Annotated in this window: 17 protein-coding genes; 9 read left to right on the top strand and 8 right to left on the bottom strand. The window is 61.6% G+C overall.

Features of this window, described 5'->3' with window-relative positions; all coding sequences use genetic code 11:
* From JFT44_RS03970 to JFT44_RS03960, 3 genes are all read left to right on the top strand, one after another.
* Window positions 1–1,242: a heme biosynthesis protein HemY gene (locus JFT44_RS03970; protein WP_198830367.1), complete on the top strand. Its 1,242-nt coding sequence runs from the start codon at window positions 1–3 to the stop codon at window positions 1,240–1,242.
* 235 nt (window positions 1,243–1,477) lie between these two features.
* Window positions 1,478–1,999, top strand: coding sequence for a disulfide bond formation protein B (locus JFT44_RS03965; RefSeq protein ID WP_057440473.1), 522 nt, complete (start codon window positions 1,478–1,480; stop codon window positions 1,997–1,999).
* A gap of 204 nt (window positions 2,000–2,203) precedes the next feature.
* The gene (locus JFT44_RS03960) at window positions 2,204–2,662 is read left to right on the top strand and encodes an Rsd/AlgQ family anti-sigma factor (protein ID WP_057440472.1); all 459 of its coding nucleotides are present in this window, start codon (window positions 2,204–2,206) and stop codon (window positions 2,660–2,662) included.
* 54 nt (window positions 2,663–2,716) lie between these two features.
* Here the strand turns inward: JFT44_RS03960 and JFT44_RS03955 are convergent, their stop codons facing one another.
* Window positions 2,717–3,382: an FKBP-type peptidyl-prolyl cis-trans isomerase gene (locus JFT44_RS03955; protein WP_057960977.1), complete on the bottom strand. Its 666-nt coding sequence runs from the start codon at window positions 3,380–3,382 to the stop codon at window positions 2,717–2,719.
* Between the two features lie 192 nt (window positions 3,383–3,574).
* Between JFT44_RS03955 and JFT44_RS03950 the strand changes: the two genes are divergently transcribed.
* Window positions 3,575–4,783: an AlgP family protein gene (locus JFT44_RS03950; RefSeq protein ID WP_198830366.1), complete on the top strand. Its 1,209-nt coding sequence runs from the start codon at window positions 3,575–3,577 to the stop codon at window positions 4,781–4,783.
* On the opposite strand, the gene JFT44_RS03945 is transcribed toward JFT44_RS03950, so the two are convergent.
* On the bottom strand, window positions 4,780–5,244 hold the full coding sequence (locus JFT44_RS03945; protein ID WP_198791877.1) for a TIGR02444 family protein: 465 nt from the start codon (window positions 5,242–5,244) through the stop codon (window positions 4,780–4,782). The genes JFT44_RS03950 and JFT44_RS03945 overlap by 4 nt on opposite strands.
* A gap of 50 nt (window positions 5,245–5,294) precedes the next feature.
* Here JFT44_RS03945 and JFT44_RS03940 point away from each other — a divergent pair, with 50 nt between their 5' ends.
* The 3 genes from JFT44_RS03940 (at window position 5,295) to JFT44_RS03930 (ending at window position 8,478) form a co-directional block, all read left to right on the top strand.
* On the top strand, window positions 5,295–7,205 hold the full coding sequence (locus JFT44_RS03940) for an ATP-binding cassette domain-containing protein (protein ID WP_198791878.1): 1,911 nt from the start codon (window positions 5,295–5,297) through the stop codon (window positions 7,203–7,205).
* Window positions 7,205–7,774 carry a mechanosensitive ion channel family protein gene (locus JFT44_RS03935; protein WP_120734326.1) on the top strand — a complete coding sequence of 190 codons (570 nt, stop codon included), beginning with the start codon at window positions 7,205–7,207 and terminating at the stop codon, window positions 7,772–7,774. The genes JFT44_RS03940 and JFT44_RS03935 overlap by 1 nt, the downstream gene beginning before the upstream one ends.
* Before the next feature lie 71 nt (window positions 7,775–7,845).
* Complete coding sequence (locus tag JFT44_RS03930) at window positions 7,846–8,478, top strand: LysE family transporter (protein ID WP_057960965.1); 633 nt, start codon at window positions 7,846–7,848, stop codon at window positions 8,476–8,478.
* A gap of 137 nt (window positions 8,479–8,615) precedes the next feature.
* Here the strand turns inward: JFT44_RS03930 and JFT44_RS03925 are convergent, their stop codons facing one another.
* From JFT44_RS03925 to JFT44_RS03910, 4 genes are read right to left on the bottom strand one after another with little or no spacing between them, the layout of a single operon-like run.
* A complete protein-coding gene (locus JFT44_RS03925; protein ID WP_057440467.1) occupies window positions 8,616–9,356 on the bottom strand; it encodes a hypothetical protein in 741 nt (246 codons plus the stop codon).
* A 3-nt stretch (window positions 9,357–9,359) separates the two neighbouring features.
* On the bottom strand, window positions 9,360–9,947 hold the full coding sequence (lpoB, locus tag JFT44_RS03920) for a penicillin-binding protein activator LpoB (protein WP_057960964.1): 588 nt from the start codon (window positions 9,945–9,947) through the stop codon (window positions 9,360–9,362).
* 35 nt (window positions 9,948–9,982) lie between these two features.
* Window positions 9,983–10,351 (bottom strand): YcfL family protein, encoded by a 369-nt coding sequence (locus JFT44_RS03915; RefSeq protein WP_029289599.1) that lies wholly within the window; start codon window positions 10,349–10,351, stop codon window positions 9,983–9,985.
* A gap of 10 nt (window positions 10,352–10,361) precedes the next feature.
* A complete protein-coding gene (locus JFT44_RS03910) occupies window positions 10,362–11,759 on the bottom strand; it encodes a COG3014 family protein (RefSeq protein WP_057440465.1) in 1,398 nt (465 codons plus the stop codon).
* A gap of 303 nt (window positions 11,760–12,062) precedes the next feature.
* Here JFT44_RS03910 and JFT44_RS03905 point away from each other — a divergent pair, with 303 nt between their 5' ends.
* The gene (locus JFT44_RS03905; protein WP_057960962.1) at window positions 12,063–13,961 is read left to right on the top strand and encodes an FTR1 family protein; all 1,899 of its coding nucleotides are present in this window, start codon (window positions 12,063–12,065) and stop codon (window positions 13,959–13,961) included.
* A gap of 91 nt (window positions 13,962–14,052) precedes the next feature.
* Here the strand turns inward: JFT44_RS03905 and elbB are convergent, their stop codons facing one another.
* Window positions 14,053–14,718, bottom strand: a complete 666-nt coding sequence (elbB, locus tag JFT44_RS03900; protein ID WP_057440464.1) for an isoprenoid biosynthesis glyoxalase ElbB — start codon at window positions 14,716–14,718, stop codon at window positions 14,053–14,055.
* 114 nt (window positions 14,719–14,832) lie between these two features.
* Between elbB and JFT44_RS03895 the strand changes: the two genes are divergently transcribed.
* A complete protein-coding gene (locus JFT44_RS03895) occupies window positions 14,833–16,068 on the top strand; it encodes a sterol desaturase family protein (protein WP_120734323.1) in 1,236 nt (411 codons plus the stop codon).
* Here JFT44_RS03895 and JFT44_RS03890 read toward each other — a convergent pair.
* Window positions 16,049–16,693: a DedA family protein gene (locus JFT44_RS03890; protein ID WP_120734322.1), complete on the bottom strand. Its 645-nt coding sequence runs from the start codon at window positions 16,691–16,693 to the stop codon at window positions 16,049–16,051. The two genes, JFT44_RS03895 and JFT44_RS03890, sit on opposite strands and share 20 nt — an antisense overlap.
* Between the last annotated feature and the right edge of the window lie 17 nt (window positions 16,694–16,710).

Raw genomic sequence — 16,710 nt, 5'->3', positions numbered from 1 at the left:
ATGAAGCGTTTCTATGTGATCCTGGTGCTGGCGATTGCCCTCGCCCTGGCGCTGGCGGTAGGCATCTCGAAACACACCGGCTATGTGCTGATCACCTATCCCCATGTGCTGCATTACGAGTCTGGCCTGTGGTCGACCCTGGTGGCGGTGTTTGTCGTCGGCCTGGCGATCTATCTGCTGCGGGTGCTGCTGGGGCTGGTGACAACCTCTGGTGGCGTGGTCAATCCCTGGTCGCGCCGCAATCGCAGCCGACGGGTGCAGGTCGCCATCGAGCAGGGGCAGATGGACCTGGCGGAAGGCCGCTGGGCCAGCGCCGAGCGACACCTGCACCGTGCTGCAGAAGCCGAGCGCCAGCCGCTGCTGTATTACCTTGGCGCGGCCCGGGCCGCCAACGAGCAGGGGCGTTATGAAGAGTCCGACGGCCTGCTGGAGCGCGCCCTGGAGCGTCAGCCCCAGGCCGAATTGGCCATCGCCTTGAGCCACGCGCAGTTGCAGATGGACCGTGGCGACACCGACGCCGCCCTGGTGACGCTGCAGGCCATGCATGAACGCCATCCGCACAACGCCCAGGTATTGCGTCAACTCCAGCGCTTGCACCAGCAGCGCGGTGACTGGTCTTCGGTGATCCGCCTGTTGCCAGAACTGCGCAAGGACAAAGTGCTGCCTGCCGCCGAACTGGCAGATCTGGAGCGCCGGGCCTGGGGTGAAAACCTGAGCCTGGCGGTCCAGCGTGAAGAGCACGGTGAAGCCGGCCTGCAATCCCTTGAGCGGGCCTGGCAGCAGTTGACCTCGGCCCAGCGCCAGGAGCCCCAACTGGTGCTGGCCTATGCCGAGCAGTTGCGTCAGATGGGCGCCGATGCCAAGGCCGAAGAGGCGTTGCGTGTGGCGCTCAAGCGCGGTTATGACAGCCACCTGATCCGGTTGTATGGCCTGTTGCGCGGTAGCGATCCGGCACGCCAGCTGAAATTCGCCGAAGGTTGGCTCAAGGATCATCCGGGGGATGCCAGCCTGTTGCTGACCTTGGGTCGGCTCTGCCTGCAAAACAGTTTGTGGGGCAAGGCGCGGGACTATCTGGAAAGCAGCCTGCAAGTGCAGCGCAACCCCGAGGCCTGCGCCGAGTTGGCGCGGTTGCTGGCGCAGTTGGGTGATACCGAGCGCAGTAATCAGCTGTTCCAGGAAGGCCTTGGGCTGCTGGATAGCCGTCTGCTGGCTTCACCGCTGCCGGTGCCTGCACGGGTTTGACGTAGGATTTTTTGAAGGGTTGGCTGGGAAACATCTGGCAGCCAGCCCTTCAAATCCCCTTGGTTAGGGGCGTTTCAGGGGCTGAGGTGGTTTCCCACACTGAGCCACGCAAAGTTACCTACCTTCTGACGGTATATCCCTGCGATCTCACGGAAGCGTCTGCTCCAGCGCGTATTGAAAGGGGTAAGGTCTTTCCTCTACCGTAACTACCTATCTCTTGCGTTGCGGATAAACAATGTCTTTGGCCCCCTCACGCTCCTTGTTCTTCCTGGCGTTCATGGCCGGTGTGCTGACGTTGGGCGCGTCTTTTTATCTGGAATATGGGGCATTGCTGCGACCTTGTTTCCTGTGCCTGATCCAGCGCAGCCTGCTGGCGGTGTTCACCCTGATCAACCTGATAGCGACGCTCCATGGCCCCAGGCGTGTGGGCATTTACCTGTATTGGGCGGCGAGCATGGGCTGTGCATTGCTCGGCGCAGTGACAGCGGTGCGCCAGGTGCTGTTGCAGAATATCCCGCCTGACCAGATGCCCAACTGCTGGCCAAGCCTGGAATACATGATCGAAAACCTGACGCTGGGGCAAGCCCTGCAACTGGCATTCAAGGGCACCGTCGACTGTGTGGAAATCAACTGGACGTTGTTCGACTTGAGCATCCCGGAATGGAGCCTGCTGTTCTTCATTGCCATGCTCATCCTGGGAGGGACGCAGTTTTCACGCCTGTTGTCCGGTCAGGGTTTGCGGTTTGTGAAGCACTGATTGGGGTTGTTGGCTCGTAGGATGGGATTAAACACTTGTATGAACTTTCTGGTCTGCGTACCTTGAAGCCATAGTCATGCGGGCATAATCTGGCCCGCACGCGTTATTGAAACAGTTTGTTCGATGCGGCGTTGTCCGGTGCCGCTTTATCCTCGAAGTGTTGCGCGGGCAAAAGCGGCACCGCCCATAAGGGAAGAGATCATCATGTTGGAAAGTTGTCAGAATGCTCAGGAACGCTGGGGTGGTGTGCATAAGCTGATCGACAGCTGGTTGAAGGCACGTCACGAATTGGTTCGAGCCTTTGATGCTCTCGGTGAGAAGCCCGAAGCGCTGGCTGAGAACCGTGGATCTCTGCAGGACTTCTGTGGTGTCTTGGTGGATTACGTCTCGGCAGGTCACTTCGGGGTCTATGAGCAATTGACCAAGGAGGCCGAGGCCTTCGACGACCAGCGTGGCCTGGACTTGGCCGAGACTATCTACCCGCGCATTGATGTCATCACCGAAAAACTCCTGGCCTTTAACGACCTTTGCGACAAAGGCAAGTGCGTTGCCGAAAAATTCAAAGAGCTGGGCGGCCTGCTCCATGAGCGTTTCGAACTGGAAGACTGCCTGATCGAAGTGCTGCACAACGCCCACAAGGAAGAGCCTGCAACCCAGGCTTGAGCCTCAGCGGCAAGACAAAAAACGGTGCGCATGGCGCACCGTTTTTCGTTGGGTTCAGCTACCGATTGCGAGCAGCTCAATCTCGAAAACCAGTGGCGTGTAAGGCGCGATCAGCTCACCCGCACCGTCTGCGCCATAAGCTTGGGCCGATGGAATGACCAGGCGCCACTTCGCGCCAACCGGCATCTGTTGCAATGCGCTTTGCCAGCCGCTGATCACGCTGTCCAGGCGAAACCATTGGGGCTGGGCACTCTGGTCGAAAATCGTCCCATCGGGCAATCGCCCCACGTACTTCACTTGGACCCTGTCACGGGCGCCCGGCTTTTTCCCGCTGCCGGCGGCCAACTCTGTGAGCAAGATGCCGTCGGCCAATTCGCGTACGCCGGCCCGGGCTTTTTCCGTGGACATGAATTGTTGCTCGGCGGCGAGGGCCTTTTCGCTTTGCGGCACTTGGGCCTCGGCGCTGGCCTGTGCTTCGTGCTGGGCAAGAATTTGTGTGATACGTGCGTCATCCAGGGCCAGGGGCTTGCCTTGATAGGCCTGCTTGAGACCTTCGAGCAAGGCCTGGATCTGCAAGTCGGGGACTTCCTGGCGCAGGCGTTCGCCTAGGCTGGCGCCCAGGCTGTAGGCCAGATCGTGGCTGTCTTTGGACGCCGTCGGCTCACTTGCGTTGGCCACTGAAAGCGACAAACCCAGGATGAAAAAAAGGTAACGCGACATGGGTGTTCTCCAGCCGAAAGTACGGTGGATTATGCCAGTGTGGATGGGCAAAAACCGGAGCGGTTTTTCGTTATATCAATAAGAATTTTTGTGCGGTGCAACGCAACGCATTCGATACTGTCAACATGCCCTAGCGGCGGTAAGAGCAGAGGGCTAGTATGAGCCGCACCCACGTCAGCCAGGAGGTAAACCATGTCGGCCAAACAGAAGCCTGTTAATACCCCGTTGCACTTGCTCCAACAACTCTCGGGCAGCCTGCTCGAACATTTGGAAAGTGCTTGCTCCCAAGCCTTGGCTGATGCAGAGAAATTGCTCGCCAAGCTGGAAAAACAACGCGGCAAGGCTCAAGAAAAACTGCACAAATCCCGCACTAAACTGCAAGACGCCGCGACCGCCGGCAAAGCCAAGGCGCAAACCAAAGCCAAGGGCGCCGTCAAAGAACTTGAGGACTTGCTCGATGCCCTCAAGGATCGTCAATCCGAAACCCGCACCTACATCCTTCAACTCAAGCGCGATGCCCAAGAGAGCCTGAAACTGGCGCAGGGCGTGGGTCGTGTGAAAGAAGCTGTGGCCAAAGTGTTGAGCACTCGTACACCAGCCAAGGCAGTTGCGGCCAAGGCGCCGGCCAAAGTTGCGGCCAAGCCTGCTGCTAAAAAAGCGCCTGCTAAAGCTGCTGCTGCGAAACCAGCCGCCAAGCCAGTTGCTAAAACTGCTGCTGCAAAACCAGCCGCCAAGCCAGCTGCTAAAACTGCTGCTGCAAAACCAGCCGCCAAGCCAGCTGCTAAAACTGCTGCTGCAAAACCAGCCGCCAAGCCAACTGCTAAAACTGTTGCTGCAAAACCAGCCGCCAAGCCAACTGCTAAAACTGCTGCTGCGAAACCAGCCGCCAAGCCTGCTGCTAAAGCTGCTGCTGCGAAACCAGCCGCCAAGCCAGTTGCTAAAACGGCTGCTGCGAAACCAGCCGCCAAGCCTGCTGCTAAAACTGCTGCTGCGAAACCAGCCGCCAAGCCAGTTGCTAAAACGGCTGCTGCGAAACCAGCCGCCAAGCCAGTTGCTAAAACTGCTGCTGCAAAGCCAGCGGCCAAGCCAGCTGCCAAACCTGCTGCTGCGAAACCAGCGGCCAAGCCGGCTGCCAAGCCTGCTGCTGCAAAACCAGCGGCCAAGCCAACTGCCAAACCTGCTGCTGCAAAACCAGCGGCCAAGCCAGCTGCCAAACCTGCTGCTGCGAAACCAGCAGCCAAGCCGGTTGCCAAACCTGCAGCTGCCAAACCCGCGCCAGCTCCAGCAGCTGCCAAGCCAGCGACTCCTGCCGCACCGGCAGCGCCAGCCGCTACCACTGCACCGGCCAGCAGCACGCCTGCCCCGGTAGCACCAGGCACCACCCCAACCAGCGCTTCCTAAGTGCCGGTGGCCGCGGCGCGCAGCTGAAGCAGCGCGTCGTGGTCAAGGTTGGCGGCTTCGGTCGCCAGTCCTTCAAGCCATGTCTGATGCGTGGCGCGTTCTCCCGTTGGCCAAGCCTGTGCCAGCGCTTCCAGACGTAACAGCAACTGCTGTTCGGCTTCCAGCTCCAGGGCCTTGACCCGCTCGCGCAACGCTCCCAGCCCCACATCCTGCTGCGCCATGGCGCGCCATTGCTTGCGCACCCTGCGCAAGGGCTCCACAACGTCTGCCTGCCAGGGACCGGCGATTGCTCGCAGCGCCTGCACGCGTCCAGGTTCAAGTGCCACCCCGCGCTGTTCCAGCCACAGCCCGCACAACAACAGACACACATCCGCCCCTTGCTCCTGCAAGCGCAGGCAGGCATCTTCAGCGCCCGTACGGGCGTAGGTCGAGAGGGCAAAGCTCCACAGGTCAGCGCACATGTTCACACCCAAGCCAGCGGCCAACGAAGCTGGTAGACTCCGCCGCCATTATGATCCGACTTCAAAGCCTAACATTACAGCGTGGCCCGCAACGTCTTCTCGAAGACGCCGAGCTGACCCTGCACGCCGGTCACAAAGCCGGCCTGATCGGTGCCAATGGCGCCGGCAAATCCACGTTGTTCGCCCTGTTGCTCGGTGAGCTGACCCCGGATTCCGGGGACTGCCTGCTGCCAGCCGACTGGCGTATCGCCCATATGCGCCAGGAGATCGACACCCTGGACCGCATCGCGATCGACTACGTGCTCGATGGCGACCTGCGTCTGCGTCAGGTGCAACACGACCTGGCCGAGGCCGAGAAAGCCCAGGACGGTGCCGCCCAGGCCCGCCTGCACTCGGAACTCGACAGTGCCGACGGCTACACCGCCGACGCCCGCGCGCGCAAAATGCTCGCCGGCCTCGGGTTCACCAACGAACAGATGGACCGCCCGGTTGCCGACTTCTCCGGTGGCTGGCGCATGCGCCTGAACCTGGCCCAGGCGCTGATGTGTCCCTCGGACCTGTTGCTGCTCGACGAACCGACCAACCACCTGGATCTGGATGCAATCCTGTGGCTGGAGGATTTCCTCAAGAGTTACCCAGGCACGTTGCTGCTGATCTCCCACGACCGGGATTTCCTCGACGCCGTGGTCGATAACATCGCCCATGTCGAACAGAAGAAAATCACCCTCTATCGCGGCGGCTACACCGCGTTCGAGCGGGCCCGTGCCGAACGCCTGGCCCAGCAACAGCAGGCCTTCGAGAAGCAGCAGGCGCAACGCGCGCATATGGAAAGCTACATCGCCCGGTTCAAGGCCCAGGCCACCAAGGCCCGTCAGGCCCAGAGCCGGATCAAGGCCCTGGAACGCATGGAAGAGCTGTCGGCGGCCCACGTCGATTCGCCGTTCGACTTTGTGTTCCGCGAGTCAGTGAAAATCTCCAGCCCCTTGCTCGACCTCTCGGATGCCCGCCTGGGTTATGGCGACAAGACCATCCTGGAGAGGGTCAAGCTGCAGCTCACCCCGGGCGCGCGCATCGGCTTGCTCGGCCCCAACGGCGCGGGCAAGTCGACGCTGATCAAGAACCTGTCGGGCGAGCTGCAACCCCTGGCGGGGCGCCTGACTCGTGGCGAGAACCTGGTGGTGGGCTACTTCGCCCAGCATCAATTGGACTCCCTCGACGCCAAGGCCAGCCCGCTGTTGCACCTGCAACGCCTGGCGCCAACCGAGCGCGAACAGACCCTGCGCGACTTCCTCGGCGGTTTCGACTTCCGTGGTGCGCGCATCGACGAGCCGGTGCTGAATTTCTCCGGCGGCGAAAAAGCCCGCCTGGCCCTGGCCCTGATCGCCTGGGACCGTCCCAACCTGCTGCTGCTCGACGAACCGACCAACCACCTGGACCTGGAAATGCGCCTGGCGCTGACCATGGCCCTGCAGGAATTCAGTGGCGCTGTGCTGGTGGTGTCTCACGACCGCCACTTGCTCAAGAGCACCACCGACAACTTCCTGCTGGTGGCCGATGGCAAGGTCGAAGAGTTTGATGGCGACCTGGACGACTACGCCCGTTGGTTGACCGACTACCGTCTGCGCAACGCGCCGGTCAGCAACACCCCGGTCAACCCGGACAAGACCGACAAAAAAGCCCAGCGCCAGGCTGCTGCGGCCCTGCGCCAGCAGTTGGCACCGCACAAACGCGAAGCCGACAAGCTTGAAGCCGAATTGGGCAAGGTCCACGAACGCCTGGCCAAGATCGAAACCAGCCTCGGCGACAGCGCGGTGTACGAAGCGGCCCGCAAGGATGAGCTGCGCGACCTGCTGGCCGAACAGGCCAAGCTCAAGGTGCGCGAAGGGCAACTGGAGGAGACCTGGATGGAAGCCCTCGAACTGCTGGAAGGCCTGCAAGCGGAGTTGGAGGCGCTGTCCTGATGGAAGCCTTGCAGCTGCCACTGCCGGCGCAATGGATCGAACCGATGTGGGTCGGTGTGCAAATCCTGCTGATCCTGCTGGCCGGTTACCTGGCCCAGCGCTTCGTCGCCAAGGGCCTGACGCGCCTGGGTGAGCGCTATCCGTTTCCGCCGCAACTGCTGATGCCCCTGCGTGGTGGCCTGCGTTGGCTGATCATGGGCAGTGCGCTGATCTTCGTCCTCGAACGCCTGGGGGTCTCGGCCACCGTGCTGTGGACCGCGCTCTCGGGTTTTGTGGCCGTCGCGGCGGTAGCGTTCTTTGCCATGTGGTCGGTGCTGTCCAACCTGCTGTGCGCGATCCTGATCTTCACCGTCGGGCCGTTTCGCCTGGGTGATGTGGTCGAGCTGGTGGACACCGTCGACAAGCCCGGCGTCAAAGGCCGGGTGATCGCGATCAACCTGCTGTACACCACGCTGATCGAAGTGGCCGAAGCGGGCACCGACAGCGCCGTGGTGCAAGTACCCAACAGCCTGTTCTTCCAGCGCTCGGTACGCCGCTGGCGCGGTAGCGATATCAGCCCTTTACCTTAAAAATTCTCTAGCCAGCCCTCGGTCCTTGGCGTTAGCTTAGTGCTGACAACGAATTTGCTACGAGGTGTGTAATGGCGCTCGACACATGGCTGGCCTTCTTCCTGGCCAGTTGGATCATCAGTCTCTCCCCCGGCGCGGGCGCCATCGCCTCCATGTCCAGCGGCCTGCAATATGGTTTCCTGCGCGGTTACTGGAACGCCATTGGCCTGCAATTGGGCCTGGCGATGCAGATTGCCGTGGTGGCGGGCGGCCTGGGCGCCGTTCTGGCGACGTCCTCAACCGCGTTCTATGCGATCAAATGGTTTGGCGTGGCGTACCTGGTGTACCTGGCCGTCAAGCAATGGCGCGCCCTGCCCATGGACATGAGCGATGACGGGCCAGTCCGCCCGATCGGCAAGCCGCTGGCGATGATGTTCCGTGGTTTCCTGGTCAATGCCAGCAACCCCAAGGCTCTGGTGTTCATGCTGGCGGTGCTGCCGCAGTTCGTGAACCCACAGGCGCCGCTGCTGATTCAGTACCTGATCCTCGGTGCGACCATGATTGGCGTGGATATGATCGTGATGGCGGGCTACACCGGGCTGGCGTCGAAGGTGCTGCGCCTGTTGCGCACGCCCAAGCAGCAGAAACGCGTGAACCGCACGTTTGCCGGGTTGTTCGTGGGCGCTGCGGGTTTCCTCGCCAGCCTGCATCGCGCCACGGCCTGACTGAACAAGTCCAATCAAAACTGTGGGAGCTGGCTTGCCTGCGATGCAAGCGCCGCGGTGTATCAGTGACACCGCGGCGCTTGCATCGCAGGCAAGCCAGCTCCCACATTGATGTGTGCTAGCCGAGCCATTGAGCTTCAGTGCAGGATTTTCGGCGCCTCATCCCTTGGCAGGTTGTTGCGCAATGCCGGCTGCCCAGGCTCCTGGTAGCCACCGCCCAGTTGCTCCTGCAGCTGGCGCGCCACATCTTCACCCAAGGTTTTCGACACTTCCTTCACCACCCGTGGCCGGCTCAGGCTGACGCGCACGTCGCGACTGTTCACCAGCTTGGTGTCCTGGCCCTCACCCATGGCGGTAAACGCCGAGGTGATTTCATAGGTGCGGGTGTTGATCAGGCTGAAGTCCGCCACGACCGCCAGTCCCAGCACCGCTGAATAGCTGTTGGTGCGATCCAGGGCGTTGATGTCCTGGGTGAAGTCGATATCCGACAAAGTACCAAACAGCACATAGTCGGCGCCCTTGAAGTGGCCGGCCTTGATCCGCTTGATCACGTCGTACACATCGCCCTTGGCCTCGCTGGTGTAGGGCGTGCCCTGGACCAACTGGAACTGGCGCGACTTGAGAATCTCCCCCTTGATATCGCCGCTGAATTTACGCAGCTCACTCTGTTCGATGTAGCTGTTGCGGCTCTCGAACTCGGTGTAGCTGGACGCACCGCTGGCGTTGTACGGGCTGGCCTGGAAGTTATTGGTCGCCGCGACGGCGTGGATGTATTCCTCCACCCGCGCCTCGTAGGCCAGGTCCGTCACCGCGATTTTCGGCGCCGCCCAGGCGCCAACGCTGCACAGCAGGGCGATGATGCCGATCCATGGACGCATGGCTTAGCGCTCCGTGGTCTTGCGGATTTCTTTTTCGTCCATCCATTCCGCCAGGCCGCTTTCGACGTCGATCAACTGCAGGCTGAACTTGTAGAACACGTCCTTGTAGTCGGCGCTGCGCTTAACGATGGAGCTGATGGAGCCTTCCAGGCGGTACTTGGCGGCAACCATGTTGCCGGTCTTGCTGACCGTGGATTTCTTGTACAGGCCGCTCTGGTTTTGCAGCTTGAGCTGGTCGACCTGGCTTTGCATATCGGTGTTGTCGCTGGCGAAGCGGGCGGTGCCGGTCTTCATCAGTTGGGTCTTAATCGAGGTGGTGATCTCGCGGGTGTCGATGTACTCGCTGGTCTTGTTCTTCACGTCATACACCTGCACCACCGGGCGGCCCTGGAGGATGCCGGACTGCGCCAGGGAGCGGGTCATGCTTTCGGCGATCATCTGCAGGTCGGTGGAACCGAACTCGTTGGTCACCAGTTCCACGGCCTTGGTGTCGCCGTAGCTGATATTTTTACCGCCGATGACCGGCGAGGTGTTGGCGCAGCCGCTGGCCAGGACGGCGACTACGGCGAGGAACGAAAAGCGTACAAACATGGGAATGTCTCTCGAAAACTGAATAGGGGGCTGGCTCAAGGCGTCTTGACTTCAAGGCGGAAGTCGGCGGCCTGGGGCAGGTTGGCGATGGCCGGCAGGAAGGTGGCCTGGTTGGCGTAGAGGTTCAGCACTTTCCAGGTTTCTTCGTCACCCACCGGGAAGCCATCGGCGCCCAGCCAGGCGAAGCGGTAATACATCATCTGGTTGCTGCTGGTGATGTTGCTCAGTTGCACCTTGGCCGTCAGGAAGCCGTTCTCGCGGGCTACCCGAATGGCGCCGACGGCGATGCCCTTGAACTTGCCCATCACCACGACTTTGCTCGCGGCGCTGCCTGGTTCCGGCGGCGGGGTGGCGCAACCGGCGAGGAAGATCAGCGCCAGGGCGCCGAGGATGAAATGACGCATAGCGTGCTCCTTAAGGTTGTTTGAGGCTGGCGACGGCCTGGGCCGGGTTGCTCGCGACCACATGGGCGGCCACGCCGCTGGTGAAGACCTGGTTGCCGACCACTCGCAAAGTGATCACCTGATGGCGTTGTTCGGCCTTGACCGTCACCAGGGTGCCGCCCAAGGCATTGGGCAGGCTCACCTGGTGCTCACCGTGCTTGAGGCGCAGGCGCGTGACCTGGGTCAGGTCCGGCAGGGTGCGCCAGGTGCGGGTATCGGCGCCTTCGGTGACGGCGGACGCGATGCCCAGCACCAGGCCGGCCATCGGGTTGGTCTGGTTGAGGTTTTTTTGCGTCACGCCGCGGCTGATGGCGCGCACGGTGGTACGCAGGATGATCCCCGGCATGTCGTCGCGCAGGGCGCGGCGCGACATTGCAGTGGTGCTGTTGAGGGGCGTGAGGTTCTGCTGCCGACCATCGACGCCGATCTGCGCAAAGGTGGCCGTCGAAGTGTCTGGCTTGATCACCGGGAACGACAGCGGTGTGATCACCCAATGCCCGTCGATAGGGATCGGCAACGGCAGGCGGATCGAGTCGCGGGCCGGCGCCAGGCCGCTCTGCACTACGATCAGCACGTCGCTTTCGTCAGCTGCCACGCGGGAGGCATCCAGGTCGAGCAGGGCCTGTTCCAGCAACGGTGTATTGGGGCGCAGTTCGGCGGCTTTGCGGTAGCCCGGCGCGGCCAGGTCCTTTTCGCCCAAGGCTTCGTAGATGAAACCGGCCAGGTAATGACTGAACGCGCTCTGGTAGCTGTTCTTCAGGCCCACCACGTCCGGCGCATCGAGACTTTCCACCGGATAGCCGCGCAGATCCTTGAACTGCGTGGCCACGCCCTGGCGCTCGGCTTCGTTTTCGCGCTTGAGGTATTCCTTGTCCCGCAGTTCGGCGATCACCGCTTCGCGTTCGTGGGTTTTCTTGATTTCGGTGCGCGCGCCGTCGAAGTCATTGACGGCCAGCAGGTTCAACGCCATCTGGGTGGTGAGCATGACTTTTTCATAGTCATACCCTTCGTAGCGCCGCACCTTGTCGTTGACCAGGAAGCTACCGAATTGCGCGAGATAGCGCTCGGTGTCGAACCTGACCGACTCTTCCCACTTGTACACCACCAGGTCTGCCCGGTGCCAAGCCGCCTGGCTGCCGGTCAGATCGCCCTTGGCCCGCAGCAACTCGCCTTTTTCGAAGTAGTAGAGAAGGTCTTTGTCTTCGCTGCTGTTGTTCTTCTCCAGCAGGGTCAGCGCGCCATCGACATTGCCGCTGGCCAACTGCTGGTTGGTGGCTTGCAGTTCAGTGTCGTAGCTGCGGAACATCGAACAGCCCGACAGCAGCGTGAGTGCCGCGAGGGCAAGGGAGGTAAAGACGCGAGATGCCATTGAGGTGCTGCTTCCCTGAGCGTAATCGGCCGAAGGGGCTGGTCGGGCCAAATAACCAAGTGCAGGAAAAACCTTTTCCCACACATCCCTCATAAAAAGAGGAGCCTAAATGCCGTTTCGCGATAACGAAGGCGGCGCATTATAGGCCTCGTTACTGGCAAAACAATGGCTTTTCCGCTGCTTTATTTGAGGGTTGGCCCCTACCTGAGCGAGTCATTTCAGCGGCCAAAGCACTAACGTCTTGAGTCAAACCGATTAACATTCGACAATGTGTTACTTCTTGTTTCCATTTGGGATTCATTCATGACTGCCCCCTCCCGTTTTCTCGCCTGGCTGTTGCTGCCGGCGTTGGTGTCGTGCAGCTTCAATCTGCTGGCTGCTACCGCAGAGGGTGCGCCCCAGGCCCTGCATTTACTGGACTACATTGGCGCTGACTATCCGCCGACGGTGGAGGCGGGCAAGGTGGTCGACGACTCCGAATACCGCGAACAGGTGGAGTTTCTCGGCGTGTTGCAGGGGCTGGTGGCAGAGCTGCCCGACAAGCCCGAGCGCGCGAGCCTGGTCAAAGGCGTCGATGAGCTGCTGGCCGCTGTCACTAACCGCCAGGATGGCAACGCGGTAGCGCGCCAGGCGCGTCAACTGGGTGCGCAACTGGCGGCCGCCTATGAGGTCAGCCAGGCGCCGGCCATTACCCCGGACCCTACGCGCGGTGCGCCGCTGTACGCCCAGCACTGTTCGGTGTGCCACGGTGACGCCGGTGCGGGCGATGGCCCGGCCGGTGTCGGTATGGCCCCACCGCCGGCCAACCTGCGCGATGCCCAGCGTCTGGACCGTCTGAGCCTCTACGGTATCTACAACACCCTGGGCCTGGGCGTCGAAGGCACCGACATGCCGTCGTTCGCCGACCAGTTGGATGACCGGCAGCGCTGGGACCTGGCCACCTATATCGCCGGCTTTACTGCCGACCCGGCCGCCGCGAAAAGCGAAAAATCCTTCAACCTGGCCGACCTGGCACGCCAGACCCCGGAAGAAGTGCTGGCCGCCGAGGGGCCGGACGCGGTCCGGGTGTTCCGCGCCCAGCGCGCCCAGCCGCCCCAGGTCCAGCGTGGCCCGGCGCAGTTGCTGGAGTACACCGCTGCCACCCTGGACAAGAGCCTGGCAGCGTTCCGCAGCGGTGAGCACGAACAGGCCTACGACCTGTCGGTAGCGGCGTACCTGGAAGGCTTCGAGCTGGTGGAAAGCTCCCTGGACAACGTCGATGCCAACGTGCGCAAGGACACCGAGAAAGCCCTGATGGCGTATCGGCAGTCGTTGCAGGATGGTTTGCCGATCGAGCAGGTCCAGCAGCGCCTGGACGTGGCCAAGGGCAAACTCACTGAAGCGGCCGGCCTGTTGGGCGGCGACGGCCTGAGCTGGTCGTTGAGCTACATCTCGGGCTTGCTGATTCTGCTGCGTGAAGGGTTGGAAGCGATTCTGGTGCTGGCGGCAATCCTGGCCTTTTTGCGTAACACCGGCCAGCAATCGGCGGTGCGCAGTGTCAACGTCGGTTGGGCCCTGGCGTTGGTCGCCGGTGCGGCGACCTGGGCCCTGGCGGCGTATGTGATTGACGTCAGCGGCGCCCAGCGTGAACTGCTCGAAGGCTGTACGGCGCTGTTTGCCAGCGTGATGGTGCTGTGGCTCGGGGTGTGGATGCACGACCGACGCCACGCGGCCGCCTGGCAGGACTACATCAAGAGCAGCCTGGTCGGCGGTGGTGGGCGTTTTGGGTTTGCGGTCCTGGCGTTCTTCTCGGTGTACCGCGAACTGTTCGAAGTGATCCTGTTCTACGAAACCCTGTGGCTGCAAGCCGGTCCTGCCGGGCATAACGCGGTACTGGCCGGTGGCGCCACGGCGCTGGTGCTGTTGATGGGCTTGGCGTGGATCATCCTGCGCGGCTCGGCGAAGCTGCCGTTGGCGCTGTTCTTCGGGATTAACGCGGCGTTGCTGTGCGCGCTGTCGGTGGTATTTGCCGGGCATGGCGTGAAGGCGTTGCAGGAAGCGGGCATCTTCGGCACCCGGCCGGTGGCGTTCTTTGACTTCGACTGGCTGGGCATCCATGCCGATGCGTATTCGTTGAGTGCCCAGGCCGTGGCGATCATTGCGATTGTGGTGCTGTACAGCCGCAGCCGGTTGGCCGATAAGCGCCGGGTGGCGGCTTCCTGAAGGTACTGGCGGTCAAGTTGTGGGAGCTGGCTTGTGTGGACGCTGGCTCCCACACAAGCCAGCTCCCACATTTTTAATCGGTGTCGCCCATTCAGTCGCTCTCGTGGGTCAGCTCCAGCACCCGGTCCACCAGCTTGTTGATCCCCGATGCCACTTCGCTGATGTTTTTGCCCAGCATATAGGCCGGCGTGCTCACCAGCTTGCGCGCCTTGTCTTCGACGATTTCGTCTACCGCGCATTCCTGGTGGGTGGCACCCATCTTGTCCAGGGCGGCCGCGGTGTCGGCGTCGTTGCCGATGGTGCAGGTCACGCCAGGGCCGTAGATTTTTGCCGCCAGGGCCGGCGAGATGCAGATCAGCCCCACGGGCTTGCCTGCTTCGGCAAAGGCTTCGGCCAGTGCCAGTACGTCCGGGTTGACGCTGCAACCGGCGCCTTCGATGGCAAAGTTCGACAGGTTCTTCGCCGCGCCAAAACCGCCGGGCACGACCAGCGCATCGAACTCTTCCACGCGGGCCTCGCGAATGTCTTTCACCTCGCCTCGGGCGATGCGCGCCGACTCCACCAATACATTGCGCGACTCGGGCATTTCTTCGCCCGTGAGGTGATTGATCACATGCAGCTGCGCGATGTCCGGGGCAAAGCACTGAACCTGAGCGCCGCGCTGATCCAGGCGCAGCAGCGTGATAACACTTTCATGGATTTCAGCGCCGTCGTACACGCCACAGCCGGAAAGGATCACTGCAATCTTTTTGCTCATGGGCATTTCTCCTGATTTATGGCGTTAAATGTCTACTTATTTGTCTCGCATTGCCATTGGGATATCCGGTCACTGGCCTAACCTTGATGTAACAATAATTGACCGGACTGGCCCATGGACTTCGTCCCTTACGCGGTACCGTTTTTCATTGCCTTGATTGTGGTCGAACTGTTGGCTGACCGTTGGCGCGGCGAGCGCAACTACCGGGTGGCTGACGCCATCAACAGCTTGAGCACCGGTGTATTGTCCACCACCACTGGGCTGCTGACCAAAGGCGTGGGCCTGCTGACCTACGCCTTCGCCCTCAAGCATTTGGCACTGTTCGAGCTGCCAACCCAGAGCGCCTGGACCTGGGTGTTCGCCTTTGTCCTCTACGACTTCTGCTACTACTGGCTGCATCGCTGCGGCCACGAGCGCAATATTCTGTGGGCGGCGCACTCGGTGCATCACCAGAGCGAGGACTATAACCTCACCACCGCCTTGCGCCAGACCAGCACGGGCTTTTTGCTGAGCTGGATCTTCTATCTGCCACTGGCTGTCGTCGGCGTGCCGCTGCTGGTGTTTATCAGCGTGGCGTCGCTCAACCTGTTGTATCAATTCTGGGTGCATACCCGCCATGTGCCCAAGCTCGGTTGGTTCGAGTGGTTTTTCGTCACCCCGTCCAATCATCGGGCCCACCATGCACAGAACGCTCTCTACATGGATCGCAACTACGGCGGGGTGTTCATTATTTGGGACCGTTTGTTTGGCTCGTTCCAGGAAGAAGACGAAAACGAGCCGGTGATCTTTGGCGTGACCACGCCTCTGGCCAGTTGGAATCCGCTGTGGGCCAACCTGCAGTTCTATGCCCAGCTGTGGAGTGATGCCCGGCGTACCGAAAGTGGGTGGGACAAACTGCGCATCTGGTTCATGCGCACCGGCTGGCGCCCGGCGGACGTCAAGGCCAAGTACCCACTGGCCAAGCCGGACTTGAGCCAGTTCCGTAAATTCGAGGTGCCCCTGGACGCGCGCCAGCAGATTTACATCGCCCTGCAATTTGCCGCGTATGTGGGGTTGGGCAGCTATTTGATGAATGTTGGCGAAGGCATGCCGACGGCTGCGCTGGTGCTGGGTTGGAGTGTGATGGCACTGGGACTGTTTACCCTGGGCGTGGCCCTGGAAAATCGCCCGTGGGCCTTGAAGGCCGAGTTGCTGCGGTTGGGGCTGAATGTGCCGCTGGTGTGGCTGGCGCCGCTGGTCGGGTTGTGGCCGGCCAGTGCGTTGGGCTGGCCGGGGCTTGCCAGCTATAGCCTGCTCAGTGTCATCGGCCTCTACTGTTGCAGGGGCCGGCTTACTCGATGGGTGTCGTAGGCTCGGGCTTTTTCAGCTCGGCCAGTTGCTCCTGCGCCAGCCGGGCTTTTTCGGTCGCGCAGTTTTCCCGGGTCAGGCGGGCGTTGCGGATGCGCCGGCGCAGCCACAAGCCCAGGCCGAGTACCAGCAAGGCACCCAACACCCACAGCTCATATTTCTTGACGCTGCCCAGCATACCTTCGAGCACAGCGCCGAAGTGGTAGGCCGCCGCGCCCAGTGCTGCTGCCCAGATCGCCGCGCCGATACCGTTGAGAAACAAGTAGCGCCCCGGCGGGTAGCCGGACAGGCCAATGGCCACGGGCATGACCGTGCGCAGGCCATAGACGAAGCGGAAACTCAGAACCCAGATATCGGGGTGTCGGCGGATATGCTCCAATGCCCGATCGCCCAGCAGTTGCCAGCGTGGCCTGCGCGCCAACAATTTGCGCCCATGCTTGCGGCCCATGAAGTACCAGAGCTGGTCGCCGGCGTAGCTGCCGAAGAACGCCACCACCACCACCACGTTGATATCCATGTATCCGCGGAACGCAAGGAAGCCTGCGAGAACCAGGATGGTCTCACCTTCAAAGAACGTCCCCAGGAAGAGGGCAAAGTAGCCAAAGTCATTCAGAAATTGTTGGAGCATTGTCTGGGTGCTGGCGA

Source organism: Pseudomonas sp. MF5691, assembly GCF_016405645.1.
Lineage (GTDB): Bacteria > Pseudomonadota > Gammaproteobacteria > Pseudomonadales > Pseudomonadaceae > Aquipseudomonas > Aquipseudomonas shahriarae.
This window is presented reverse-complemented; position numbering and strand designations above follow the sequence as displayed.